Source organism: Pseudoalteromonas sp. Ld20 (assembly GCF_045064175.1).
Classification (GTDB): domain Bacteria; phylum Pseudomonadota; class Gammaproteobacteria; order Enterobacterales; family Alteromonadaceae; genus Pseudoalteromonas; species Pseudoalteromonas neustonica.
Map to the genome: position 1 here is coordinate 37,613 of NZ_JBISHB010000023.1, position 12,354 is coordinate 49,966.

The 12,354-nt window shown below is 37.6% G+C and carries 12 protein-coding genes; 8 read left to right on the forward strand and 4 right to left on the reverse strand.

All coding sequences use genetic code 11. From position 1 onward, the window contains the following. The first annotated feature begins 4 nt into the window (after window positions 1-4). From ACJJVX_RS00465 to ilvN, 8 genes are all read left to right on the forward strand, one after another. Complete coding sequence (locus ACJJVX_RS00465; RefSeq protein ID WP_054203892.1) at window positions 5-1,483, forward strand: GGDEF domain-containing protein; 1,479 nt, start codon at window positions 5-7, stop codon at window positions 1,481-1,483. 39 nt (window positions 1,484-1,522) lie between these two features. After that, window positions 1,523-2,866: a nucleotide 5'-monophosphate nucleosidase PpnN gene (gene ppnN / locus ACJJVX_RS00470; protein ID WP_054203766.1), complete on the forward strand. Its 1,344-nt coding sequence runs from the start codon at window positions 1,523-1,525 to the stop codon at window positions 2,864-2,866. Window positions 2,867-2,879: 13 nt separating this feature from the next. Continuing rightward, on the forward strand, window positions 2,880-3,653 hold the full coding sequence (gene xni, locus ACJJVX_RS00475; RefSeq protein ID WP_054454648.1) for a flap endonuclease Xni: 774 nt from the start codon (window positions 2,880-2,882) through the stop codon (window positions 3,651-3,653). 70 nt (window positions 3,654-3,723) lie between these two features. Beyond that, window positions 3,724-4,107: a DUF3192 domain-containing protein gene (locus ACJJVX_RS00480; RefSeq protein ID WP_054203768.1), complete on the forward strand. Its 384-nt coding sequence runs from the start codon at window positions 3,724-3,726 to the stop codon at window positions 4,105-4,107. A gap of 9 nt (window positions 4,108-4,116) precedes the next feature. Further along, a complete protein-coding gene (locus tag ACJJVX_RS00485) occupies window positions 4,117-5,802 on the forward strand; it encodes a hypothetical protein (RefSeq protein ID WP_405629534.1) in 1,686 nt (561 codons plus the stop codon). Window positions 5,803-5,983: 181 nt separating this feature from the next. Continuing rightward, window positions 5,984-6,991, forward strand: coding sequence for an isocitrate dehydrogenase (locus tag ACJJVX_RS00490; RefSeq protein ID WP_054203770.1), 1,008 nt, complete (start codon window positions 5,984-5,986; stop codon window positions 6,989-6,991). A 1,012-nt stretch (window positions 6,992-8,003) separates the two neighbouring features. Continuing rightward, window positions 8,004-9,728: an acetolactate synthase 3 large subunit gene (locus ACJJVX_RS00495; RefSeq protein WP_054203771.1), complete on the forward strand. Its 1,725-nt coding sequence runs from the start codon at window positions 8,004-8,006 to the stop codon at window positions 9,726-9,728. After that, complete coding sequence (ilvN, locus tag ACJJVX_RS00500) at window positions 9,728-10,225, forward strand: acetolactate synthase small subunit (protein ID WP_054203772.1); 498 nt, start codon at window positions 9,728-9,730, stop codon at window positions 10,223-10,225. Before ACJJVX_RS00495 ends, ilvN begins: the two co-directional genes overlap by 1 nt. 63 nt (window positions 10,226-10,288) lie before the next feature. Here the strand turns inward: ilvN and ACJJVX_RS00505 are convergent, their stop codons facing one another. The 4 genes from ACJJVX_RS00505 to ACJJVX_RS00520 form a co-directional block, all read right to left on the reverse strand. Beyond that, window positions 10,289-10,564: an HU family DNA-binding protein gene (locus tag ACJJVX_RS00505; RefSeq protein ID WP_054203773.1), complete on the reverse strand. Its 276-nt coding sequence runs from the start codon at window positions 10,562-10,564 to the stop codon at window positions 10,289-10,291. A gap of 204 nt (window positions 10,565-10,768) precedes the next feature. Further along, window positions 10,769-11,305, reverse strand: a complete 537-nt coding sequence (locus tag ACJJVX_RS00510) for a DUF3833 domain-containing protein (protein WP_405629539.1) — start codon at window positions 11,303-11,305, stop codon at window positions 10,769-10,771. 43 nt (window positions 11,306-11,348) lie between these two features. Continuing rightward, window positions 11,349-11,840, reverse strand: a complete 492-nt coding sequence (locus ACJJVX_RS00515; RefSeq protein ID WP_082378998.1) for a chalcone isomerase family protein — start codon at window positions 11,838-11,840, stop codon at window positions 11,349-11,351. Between the two features lie 26 nt (window positions 11,841-11,866). Next, window positions 11,867-12,331, reverse strand: coding sequence for a DUF2878 domain-containing protein (locus ACJJVX_RS00520; RefSeq protein ID WP_054203894.1), 465 nt, complete (start codon window positions 12,329-12,331; stop codon window positions 11,867-11,869). Window positions 12,332-12,354 lie beyond the last annotated feature (23 nt).

Here is a 12,354-nt window from a genome sequence, read left to right on the forward strand (position 1 = left end):
GCGCATGGTGATAGAGCATGCGCGCAAACAACAGGTCGATACATTAACCCATTTTTCAGCTAAATTATCATTAAGCTGTAAAGGTATGGACATTGAACTTGATAACCGTTTAGCTAAATTTCGTAGTGCATTAGCAAAAGGGGTCGATTTTGAAATGTTCGCGCCGCTTATTGATGAAGTTCTTACTCTATTAAAGGGGCAAGAAGCCCTACAGTCAGCTCATCAGCGTGAACTTTACAATAGTGTTCAAGATGCCGGTAAACAGCTGCAAAAAACAAAAGGGCTGCCTGATGACGCAAGACGTACGCTACGTCACTTGCTCGATCATGAATTAAATCAGGTCCAATCAAATAGGGATTTCATTCCTATTCTTAACCGCCTTGTTACTATTTACCATCAAGCTTTACATGCAAAACTTACATTAACTGACTCTAAGCAAGCATCATTACAACCCTCATTGGCAAAAGAACTCTTAAATTTAGCCAATGATTTAGTCTTTGAAGATGAAGCTGCGGAACAAGTTAAAACTATAAAAAATAATATCTCTGAAACGGATACTGTGGATGACTTATTAGTTTCAGCAATTGAAATTATCCGTATTATTGCCGGTAATATAAGTAAAGAGCGGCAGTCCGCTCAAAGCTTTTTAGTATCATTAAATCAAACACTTGAAGAATTACATCATTCAATTGTCTCAACCAGCAAACACTCACAATCGATGGGAGCTGAATTTGATGCACTTAATAAACGAATCGAAAGTAAAATAAACAATTTAACGTCACAAACGCAAAATGCAACGTCTATCTCATCGTTAAAGGCACTCGTTGATAATGAATTAAAGTCGCTTAGCCAAGATTTAATTGAAAAAGAACGCCTTGAACAAGAAGACCGTCAAGCGTTAATTTCCAGTTTTAACGAAATAAATCAACGAATTGGTAGTTTAGAAGGCAAGCTATCCAAGTATAAAAAACGTTTACATGAACAGCGTTTTAAAAGCCTACTCGATGGTTTAACTAAATTACCTAATCGTGCTGCATTTGATGAACGCTTTAATCATGAGTTTCACCTTTTTGCAGTCCAAGAATCAGATATGACATTAGTGGTTATTGATGTTGATCACTTTAAGTCAATTAATGATAAGTATGGACACAGTGCTGGTGACAAAACATTGCAAGTAATTGCAAAAGCGTTGCAAATGTCGATTCGTAAATCTGACTTTATTGCACGTTATGGTGGCGAAGAGTTTGTTTTATTAATGCCAGGTATGTCACTTGAACATGCAAGTCAGCCCCTTGAAAAACTACGTAAGGCTGTGAAAGGCATTCCATTTAAATTTAAGAATAAACAAGTCGAAATTACAATTTCACTTGGTGTTACTCAGTTTAAAAAAGGGGATACCCCTTTAAGTGCATTTGATCGCGCTGATGATGCGCTTTACAAAGCTAAAAATACAGGTCGTGACCGAATATGTATCAGTAAATAATCACGACCACCGAACTGCTTTTCAGCAAGGAGAATGCCTATGTTAATACAGTTAAACCCAACCGGTGTGTTAGATTTACTGTCACAATTAGAAGTAGACCTATTAGAGCAATCGTCCACGAGTGAACGTTATAAATTATTTAGAAATTGCGCGTTAGCAGTACTTAATGTTGGTAGCCATACAGATTCAAGCCTTGAAATTTATAATAAATATAAAGACTTTGACATTCGCTTAGTAAGTCGTGAGCGAGGCATTAAGATTGAATTAATTAACCCCCCTACTACGGCTTTTGTTGATGGTGAAATTATTACAGGTATCCACGAGCATATATTCTCTGTGATACGCGACATCTTGTTTATTTGCCAAAAATACGAAAAAGACTTAACAGATCAAAAAAGCATTACTCATATGGTCTTTGATATGTTGCGTAATGCTGCTGCACTTCGCGTGAACAGCGATCCGAGTATGATAGTTTGCTGGGGCGGACATTCGATCAATGAAGTTGAATATAAATATACCAAACAAGTTGGTTATGAACTGGGCTTAAGAGGCTTAAACATTTGTACCGGTTGTGGCCCTGGCGCAATGAAAGGTCCAATGAAAGGCGCAACGATTGGCCACGCCAAACAACGTAATACCAACAACCGTTATTTAGGTTTAACAGAACCAAGCATTATTGCCGCAGAGCCACCTAATCCAATCGTTAACGAACTCGTTATCCTTCCTGATATTGAAAAGCGCCTTGAAGCATTTATTAGAACGGCTCACGGTATTATTATCTTTCCAGGTGGTGCGGGAACGGCCGAAGAGCTGCTTTATTTACTTGGCATTTTATTACATCCTGAGAATCAAAAGCAGTCGTTACCTGTCATTTTAACTGGGCCTAAAGAAAGCGAAAATTATTTCATTGAACTCTGCAAATTTGTAGAAATGACGTTAGGCACTGAAGCTCTTGATAAATTTGAAGTGATCATTGATAACCCTGAATTAGTGGGTATTAAATTAAAATCTGCGATGGCTAATGTACGCGATTACCGCAAGAGCCAAGGCGATGCTTACTACTTTAACTGGACACTGAAAATAGAAAACGATTTTCAACAGCCATTTTCCCCAACGCATAAAAATATGGCGGGACTTGATCTTCATTTAGATCAACCTAAGCAACAGCTTGCAGCTAATCTACGTCGTGCATTCTCTGGCATTGTTGCCGGCAATGTAAAAGATGAAGGGATCCAAGCAATAAAACAAGACGGTCGCTTTATTTTAAGTGGTGAACCTGAATTAATGAACGCCATGGATAAATTATTACGTGCATTTGTTGAACAAGGACGAATGAAACTTCCCGGCAGTAAATATACTCCATGTTACGAAATTAAAGCATGAGGATTTTTATTTAGTGTCTGGACAATTACTTTTAATAGATGCGCTTAATTTAATTAGGCGTATCTATGCTGTTGATAGTAATCAAAATAAAGGCAGCGATGAGCAAATGATTATAACGTGCTGCGCGCGTGTAGCGCATGCCTGTGAAAAATTACTAAAAATCACCCAAGCAACACATGCTATTGCAGTCTTTGATGGCGATAAAAGCTGGCGTTATCATTATTACAAGCAATATAAAAGTAGCAGAGCACCAATGCCTGAAACTTTAAGAAATTCACTCGCTAAATTTAAACACGCCATAGAGCAAACTGGTATTATTGTTTTTGCACCCGTTAATGATGAAGCTGATGATATTATTGCCACTTTAGCGCATAAGATGGCAAAGAATCAGCTACATTCGACTATTGTATCTACCGACAAGGGCTTTTTACCTAGCCTAAATAATTACATTAGTGTGTACGACTATTTTAAAAAAGAGTATCTAGATTTAAATTCCATACACCAACGCTTTGGTGTTGAACAAGCTAGGTTGATTGATTTTTGGGCCATGGCCGGTGATAAAACCAATGATATTCCTGGAATAAAAGGTGTTGGAACTAAAACAGCACAAGACGTGATAGCTAAACACGCTGATATTACGTTAGCCGCCAATGATGAATCGCTTTCTCCCGGCACCCGTAAAAAACTAGCGTCTGGTATGGAAGACTATATTATTTCAAAAAACTTGGTTAGTTTGCGCACAGATATAAACTTAGGCTTTAGTTTAAAGCAGTTAAGGCTCAATTAATCGCATTAGCATGGCACTGAATTTCAACTATGCGTATACTCAATTTTAAGTTTCAGTGTAAGAGTGTCAGATGTTTAAAAAGGTTTTTCGCTATCTAATATTAGGTTTAGGTGTCTATGCTTTAATTGCTACCTTGGTTATTACTTTTTATAAAGATGACCCTCAAGCAATGATTTGGCAAGACCGCGAAGCTTTCAATAAGCGTTATATTGATAAGTTAACGATAGAAAATCCCGTTAATTTGAACAGCGTATTAGATTATTTAGGTAGTCCAGATCTTACCTTTGCAAAGCGTGATAAAGAAGAAGTATGGCAAATTATTTTCTACCGCACTCAGCATATAAAGTCAGACGGGATCACCACTATGGATGAGTGCTCGGGGTTACTATTTAAAAATGGTGAATTAGTTTTATGGGGCCCAAGTGCATTTGATGCCTATCAGCGCGAAGGATAATATTAAATAATGGATACCGTCAATCCACAATCACTGGTAACCCTTTTTGAAAAAACACACCAAGTGCTGCGCTGTTATAATAATAAAAGCCAATGGCCCAATATTTATCCACTACTTAGTCAATTAGCTGAACGCTATTATCAAGTCTATGAGCACACACCACATGCTATGCAGGCTCAACTTACTTTGTACGTAAAAAGCTATGGGTATACGACGAACCTAGTTGTCAATCAATGTGTATTGATCACCGCATTTTGCAAAAGTTTAGGTTATGATAGTAAAGTCACACAACAACTCATTTTTGTTTGCCTTACAAACTACTTATGTGTTCAAACGCAAAGTAACAAGTTAGCACTTCGCCAACCACTTAATTTACAAGAAAAAAAGCAGTGGCAATGTCGCCACCAGCTTGCTATTAAACTTTTGCAATCTTCTCAGGTGCCAACGGATAATATCTCAGCAGTTTTAGCACGACTAAATAAATACAAACAAGCCTTACTTAGCACACCACAAATTATGATTTACGATGGCGCAACAATTTTAGTCGCCCTTGCAAATATAATCGCGATGAATATAACTTATCGTGAACACAATGATCATATCAGCGTTTATAAAGCGGTGGCTGATATTTACTTACGTACACCCAATCAGTTTGCACAATACGCACTAAAAAGCATCATTGCACACATAGGCCCCTTTGTACCTGGAAGTGTTGTTAAACATGGTGAACAGGATCTCGTTTACATCGGTGAAGATAAAACTCAAAAACACCTTGTTATTTCTATTGATACAGAGCAAAAAATACGCTGGCATAGTATTAAAGCGCAACTAGATGCCAATGCTAAACAACGGCCTATTATAGATAAGCGAGTTTTATTCAGTGTTTGGTTTAGTGAGCACCTTGTAAAGAATGAGGAAGTTAATGAGCAGCAACAAGCGCTTTTAATACTGATAAGCCAAGTTAAAGTACAACATGAATATTCATACACGGCATTGATTAAATTATTACAGAATCAAACTCAAACAATTGAAAATTTATGTCAGTCAGTTAAACCTTATAATAAAGAAAATTTACCTGGTAAAGACTTACGACATAGCCTGTGTATGGTCGGCCTAGATAATGCCCCCGCAATAATACAGCACGTACTATTTGAGCAGCTTGTAACATCCCATAAGCACCCTTTACAGCGTCATATTCATTGTCGTTTACGCGGTATAATTAATATTCTAGCACTGTTTTTCAGACATAATAATGAGCAACAATTTGAGCAACTTGCCTTGCCTGTTTATGCATATATAAGTTATTTGATTGAGCACGCAAGTACTGATCTAAGCCGAAAAACATTGCATAGTAAAGAACCAAATAATGATAAAAGCCCCCTACTCTCATGGTTATTTGGTGTTCGACAGTTAGACCCAGACTCCCTCAGCCAGTACTTACTCACCGTTTTAAGTGATAACCCATGGACTCAAGCCTTATTAGATGCTGAGCAACATAAAAAGAAATCACTCAGTGATTCGGCTAAGTTATGGGTTGCGGTTAAGTTAATTTCAACACAAGTATATCAACCAAAATACGTACTCAGCCCGTGGCAAAAGCAAATTTTAGATTCTGTATTAAAAGAACTTGGCTGGCCTAGTACTGCGAATTTTTATTCACAATTAACCAGTCTAGGTTTAAGTAATAGTGTATAAACAGCGCATTTTATAAGACATATTGACTATTTTCACGGTTTTTACTGGCAAAAAGTTGAATAAATTGCTATAAAAGCCGCTTAAATTTTCAAACTCATTCACGTAAATTATCTAACAAGTTATCGCAGTTTATTTTTGCGACATATTTACGTGTATTTCTAACTCGTAATAGGAAAAGTTCATGACCAAAAAAATCATCACAGTAATCAAAGGCGACGGTATCGGTCCAAGTATTATTGATTCAGCTCTTGAGATATTACAAGCCGCAGGATGCGATTTTGATTATGAATTCGTTGATGCTGGTCTAGCTGCCTTAGAGAAAACAGGTGAATTATTACCGCAAGAGACTATTGACACTATTGCACGTAATAAAATCACTTTAAAGGGCCCATTAACAACGCCTGTTGGTGAAGGTTTTACTTCAATCAACGTCACATTACGTAAGCAATTTGGTTTATACGCAAACGTGCGCCCAGTAAAATCATTTGTCGGAACAAAAGCCCGCTACGATGATATTGATATCATCACAGTACGTGAAAATACACAGGGTATGTATTCAGGTTTAGGCCAAGTGACTTCAGAAGATGGTAACGAAGCACAAGCAATGTCAATGATCACGCGTGACGGTGCTGAGAAAATCGTTACTTTTGCATATGAGCTTGCCGTACGTGAAGGCCGTAAAAAAGTAACTGCTGTTCACAAAGCTAACATTTTAAAATCAACATCAGGTTTATTCTTAAAAGTAGCACGTGAAGTTGCAGAGCGTTACCCTGAAATTGAATCAACAGAAATGATTGTTGATGCTACTTGTATGAAATTAGTAATGAGCCCAGAAGAGTTTGACGTTATTGTTACAACAAACCTTTTTGGTGATATTTTATCTGACTTATGTGCAGGTCTAGTTGGTGGTCTTGGTATGGCGCCAGGTGCTAATATTGGTGAAGATGCAGCGATTTTTGAGGCTGTACATGGTAGTGCACCTGACATCGCGGGTAAAAACTTAGCAAACCCGACATCTGTGATCCTAGCGTCAATTCAAATGCTGGAGCATTTAGAAATGGGTGATACAGCTGAGCGCATCCGTAGCGCTGTAGCTGATGTGATTAAGACCGGTGATCGTACAACGCGTGATCTAGGTGGCAACCACGGAACTACCGATTTCACTCAAGCTGTAATTGACCGTCTATAATTTTTTCTGAACGGTTAAAAAGCACAAAAAACCAGTGTTAAAACTGGTTTTTTTGTGCCTGTCAATTTTCGATTCAACGGCCCTTTGTACTAACAATTTTATACCAATCGAGTTAAGTTACTGACCACTCATAGCGACAGGTAAATACGGTGATAACAAGGCATAAATTTTGACATGGTGTTGATCTCGGCAATTGCTCCTGCATTGCTCTACCTCCTGCATCCATGCAGTCGAACATGAAAAATTTATAACGCTGTTAGCGCTTTATTTAGCCCGCTAGAATGGTTAAATATCTAAGTCGATTGGTATTAGTACTCAATTCATAGACGTTTAATGAATAAATTAAGCGCTATCACCTATGCTCATACCTGCAACATCAGCTGAATACCCTGTGTTCAATCTTTAATTAATTGTATGAAATAGCATCTAAAAATATTTATCTCTCACATAATTAGAGCTCAACACCATTCCTATTATTAAGCTTTGTCATCGTAACGTCTTTGTCTACAATTAGACTCTGTAGCTGAGATCAAATCATCGCTCCATCAACAGCTATCATTTTAAGCATAAATTCTTTAATTACCTCGTAAAAAAACACATTTTAAAGCTAGCTTAAAATAAAAAACCAATTAATTTGGAATTTTAATGCAAGATAGTCTTGCTGGCGGTTGACATTAGGTAGTAAAACACTTAAAAATAGAGGTAATAAAAAAGTGAATTAATTGTGTCTTAGGCACCGAGTAATTAAATAGTTCATTAGAAATTTCATAACAAACATACAGAAGAAAAGTAATATTATGAAACATCAATTTCACCAAATAAACGTTCTCGTACTGGTCTTAGTCTTAAGCCCTGCGAGGATGTATTAAAAGGTGAAACAGCTTTTTAAAAACCCTCGCTCCAGCGGGGGTTTTTTTATGCATTTAAATTGTAATACTAATTTAATTAAGTCTATTAGGTAACTATTTACTTGTAACCTTAATTAAAAGTATCAGGTACGTGAGGAATGAGGATGAGTACGAAACAATATAATGGCTCCGAACTAGTGGTTCAGGCATTAAAAGAGTTAAAGGTTAAATATATATTTGGCTACCCCGGTGGCTCTGTATTAGATCTTTATGATGCTTTATTTCAACAAGATGATGTTGAGCATATTTTAGTAAGACATGAACAAGCAGCAACGCACATGGCCGATGGCTATGCGCGTGCTACAGGCGATGTTGGGGTGGTTTTAGCTACTTCTGGGCCAGGTGCTACAAACTGCATAACGGGCATTGCGACAGCGTACATGGATTCAATTCCAATGGTTGTATTATCAGGTCAAGTACCTACTAACTTAATTGGTGATGATGCATTTCAGGAAACCGATATTATTGGCTGTTCTCGCCCTATTGTTAAACATAGTTTTAACTGTCGTAGCGCTAAAGATATTCCAACAATTTTAGCTAAGGCATTTTATATCGCAAGTAGCGGCCGCCCAGGGCCTGTCGTTGTTGAACTGCCAAAAGACATGTTAAACCCAGCGTTAAAATTTGATTTTGAATTCCCTTCCACAACCGAATTACGAACCTACAACCCTAATACTAAAGGTCATTCAAAACAAATACGCAAAGCTGTAACTGCTATATTAGAAGCTAAAAAATTAGTTATTTATTCTGGCGGCGGTATCATCATTTCAAATACCTCAGAACAACTAACACGTTTAGTAGAGTCACTTAATGCGCCAATTACCAATACTCTAATGGGTTTAGGTGGCATCAGTGGTGTACACCCCAACTTTATTGGCATGCTAGGCATGCACGGCAGCCTAGAAGCCAACAAAGCAATGGCCAATGCTGATGTAATCTTAGCCTTAGGTGCTCGTTTTGATGACAGGGTAACCAACAATGTTAAAAAGTTTTGCCCGAATGCAACTATTGTCCATGTTGATGTCGATCCAACATCTATTTCGAAAACAATAAAAGCCCATATTCCTGTCGTAGGTTGCCTTGCAACGGTACTTGAACAATTACAGACCGCGATAGATAAAAGCCCTTTAAATATAGACCGAAGTGCCCAAGAAGATTGGTGGCGTCAGATCATCAGCTGGCGCGAGCAAAAGTGCTTAAGCTACAGCAATGATGGCGAAAAAATAAAACCACAAGCTGTTATTGAAGCCCTCTATAAAGCAACAAATGGTGACGCTTATATCAGCTCAGATGTTGGCCAACATCAAATGTTTGCTGCACAATACTATCCGTTTAAAAATCCACGCCAATGGATCAACTCAGGGGGCTTAGGCACCATGGGTTTCGGTTTACCTGCAGCTATGGGCGTGAAGCTGGCATTTCCTGATAAAGAGTCAATTTGTGTGACTGGAGATGGTTCAATTCAAATGAATATTCAAGAATTATCAACCTGCATGCAATACAACTTAGCAGTCAAAATTGTTTCTTTGAATAATCGCTCATTAGGTATGGTACGCCAATGGCAAGATATGGTTTATGGCGGTCGCCACTCATCATCTTATATGGACTCACTGCCTGACTTTGTAAAATTAGCTGAAAGTTATGGTCACGTAGGCATTAGGGTAAATACACTAGATGAGTTACAGCCTGCGATTGACAAAGCTATGGCGATTACTGACAAGTTAGTATTTTTAGATATTTGTGTTGATGAAAAAGAACACGTTTACCCAATGCAGATTAAACTTGGGTCAATTGATGAGATGTGGCTACGTAAAGGAGTAAAAGCATAATGCGCCGTATACTATCTATTTTACTAGAAAATGAGCCAGGTGCCTTGTCGCGTATAGTTGGTCTGTTTTCACAACGCGCCTATAATATTGATAGCTTAACTGTAGGCACTACTGATGATCATTCATTATCACGGATCACCATCACCACAATGGGAGATGACCGTATTGTTGAACAAATCACTAAGCAAGTTAATAAACTTGTGGATGTTTTAAAAATCATCGACCTGACTGAAATAGCACATATTGAGCGTGAGTTATTACTCGTAAAAGTTCATGCTCAAGATGAGGCTAAACGTTCGGCAGTTACTCGGGTAGCCGATGTATTTAACGGCGCTATTTTAGATATGGGCCGCAATAGTTATACATTACAGCTCGTTAGCAGTACAGATAAAATTGAATCATTTTTAGACACTTTACGCCATGAGACCGATATTATCGAAGTGGTACGTTCTGGGGCTGTAGGCATAGGCCGTGGTGATAAAGCGTTAAGAATATAATAATTAAAAAGCACAAAAAAAGGGCTAAACAGCCCTTTTTTTGTTAATAAGTGCTTTAACTTATTAAGGATTAACTTGGTCTTTTAGACCTTTGCCTGCTTTAAAGCTTGGGATAGTTGCCGCTGAAATTTGAATTTCTGCACCTGTTTGTGGGTTACGGCCAGTACGTGCAGCACGCTCTTTTACTGAGAAAGTACCAAAACCAACTAATGCAACAGAATCACCTTCTTTTAAAGATGTTGTTACAGCACCAGTAAACGCGTCAAGTGCACGTGTAGCCGCTGCTTTAGAGATTTCTGCATCAGTAGCGATTTTTTCAACTAATTGAGCTTTATTCATTTGTTAAATTCCTATTCGTTATTATTTTGCCTTCGCAAAACCTATCTTTATGCATTTTTTAAGTATTGGCAACAGCAAATTGCCATTTTTGTTTAAATTCTTAATAAATGGATAAAATTTGGATAATAGTCTTAAAAAATAATGCTTATATCATTAACGAATACTGAATTTAATGACTTTTTAATACTATTATAAAAAAACTATCTACTGTTCAATTTTTTCAATCACCAAAGTAACTTCACCAACCTCAATACCAAATTTATCAATAGCGGTACGGTTAATCAAGTGAGAATCTGTTACCAAGTACATCCAATCGTCAAAGTTAACTTCATAACTGCTACCATCAACAGACAACTCTAAAGAATATGTCCAATGAAAAACACTTCCATTACTCGCACCTTGCGCTATCCCAATGACATCACTAGCAGTTCCTGTTAATGTATTATCATCGTTTAAAGTTATATACCAAACGCGGCGCTGTGTTTCCCCATCATCGTAAACAAAATCTTCTTCTATAACGCCCTTATTGCCATCCCAAGACGCATCCATATCAACAACTAGCTTACGGGTAAGTTCGCCTTTATAATCTTGTACGACACCGTAGGCTTTCAATTTACCATTGAAGAATGTCTTAAAATTAAACTCAGGCTGGCTTTGGCTGTAATAATCGACATCGGGCGCTGCACAGCTTGTTAAAAAAACAAGCATAAATAGAATTAAACCACGGATTGTATTGTTCATATTATTTCCTATTGATAGCGTTTGTAACAAATGGTAATTGTATTTAACGACCCAGTAATTGCTTGCGCATTTTAGGCTCAGATGTGTTTTCAGATAGCCATATAGAGAGGAAGTCATCCGCAAAATTAACATCCTTGATCGAGCCTAGCTCTTTATTTTGATGATAAAAAGTACCTATACCTGTTTCAGTCGTAATAAAAGTAAGTGTCTCGCCTTCTTTTATGTCAGGCCAGATTGCCAATAACTTATCATCATACTTTTTAACCAGTTGGTTTTTCCCTAGGTACTGCCACTGCTCGTTGGTTGCTTTGACAATGTCTTTTGCAGCAAAATCGCGAAGATAAGTAAGTGATAATTTAGTCGGGTGCTGAGGAAACTCGTACTGCCCTGTAGTCGTTGCCAAAGTAGCGTCATAAACATCCCAAAAAATGTACTCAAAACGAGACGTTCCGACGGTTTTAAAATCAGCCGAAACGCATTGACCAACAAAGGCTAAGCACACCGCACAGATTGTATTAGCTATAAAACGGTTCATGAATACCTTTAATTTAATAGTGAAGGTTAAATTTGTGGTGAGCTTTGATTGCTGTTTTGAGCAAAGCGTTTGTTCAAATACATAATGAGATTGAACATACATGACCAAGCCACCCCGTAAACAAGCCAAAACTGCAATAATGGTACAGAAATGGTAATAACACCAAAACGAGCACCCGCCCAATAACTTGCAGGTGCGCTAATGGCACAAACCAATAAAGAAAAAAACCAAGGGAGCTTATTTAAAAACTGCATTGAGGTATTCAGAGTCAGTAATAATGCACACCACAATAATACAAGCCAAAACGGGAAAGGTGACTGTTTAAAATACAACATCCCTGATAAAACCATTAAATACTCGTATGTTAGCGCTATAACTAAGCCAAATGTGATCAGTATTAAATCTTGTTTTTTCTGTTTAGACAAATAAACCATTAGACCAATTACACAGAGTATTGGAATTATTGCTCTAGTTTCAAGGAGTAAGGCCATAAACCAAACACCTTGAAACAATG

What these genes read in the sequence shown, in the direction of transcription:
- ACJJVX_RS00495 (WP_054203771.1), top strand. Translation starts at nt 8,004, where the DNA reads ATGAGTACGAAACAATATAATGGCTCCGAACTAGTGGTTCAGGCATTA.
- ACJJVX_RS00485 (WP_405629534.1), top strand. Translation starts at nt 4,117, where the DNA reads ATGGATACCGTCAATCCACAATCACTGGTAACCCTTTTTGAAAAAACA.
- ppnN (WP_054203766.1), top strand. Translation starts at nt 1,523, where the DNA reads ATGTTAATACAGTTAAACCCAACCGGTGTGTTAGATTTACTGTCACAA.
- ACJJVX_RS00480 (WP_054203768.1), top strand. Translation starts at nt 3,724, where the DNA reads ATGTTTAAAAAGGTTTTTCGCTATCTAATATTAGGTTTAGGTGTCTAT.
- ACJJVX_RS00510 (WP_405629539.1), bottom strand. Translation starts at nt 11,305, where the DNA reads ATGAACAATACAATCCGTGGTTTAATTCTATTTATGCTTGTTTTTTTA.
- ACJJVX_RS00490 (WP_054203770.1), top strand. Translation starts at nt 5,984, where the DNA reads ATGACCAAAAAAATCATCACAGTAATCAAAGGCGACGGTATCGGTCCA.
- ACJJVX_RS00515 (WP_082378998.1), bottom strand. Translation starts at nt 11,840, where the DNA reads ATGAACCGTTTTATAGCTAATACAATCTGTGCGGTGTGCTTAGCCTTT.
- ACJJVX_RS00505 (WP_054203773.1), bottom strand. Translation starts at nt 10,564, where the DNA reads ATGAATAAAGCTCAATTAGTTGAAAAAATCGCTACTGATGCAGAAATC.
- ilvN (WP_054203772.1), top strand. Translation starts at nt 9,728, where the DNA reads ATGCGCCGTATACTATCTATTTTACTAGAAAATGAGCCAGGTGCCTTG.
- ACJJVX_RS00520 (WP_054203894.1), bottom strand. Translation starts at nt 12,331, where the DNA reads ATGGCCTTACTCCTTGAAACTAGAGCAATAATTCCAATACTCTGTGTA.
- ACJJVX_RS00465 (WP_054203892.1), top strand. Translation starts at nt 5, where the DNA reads ATGGTGATAGAGCATGCGCGCAAACAACAGGTCGATACATTAACCCAT.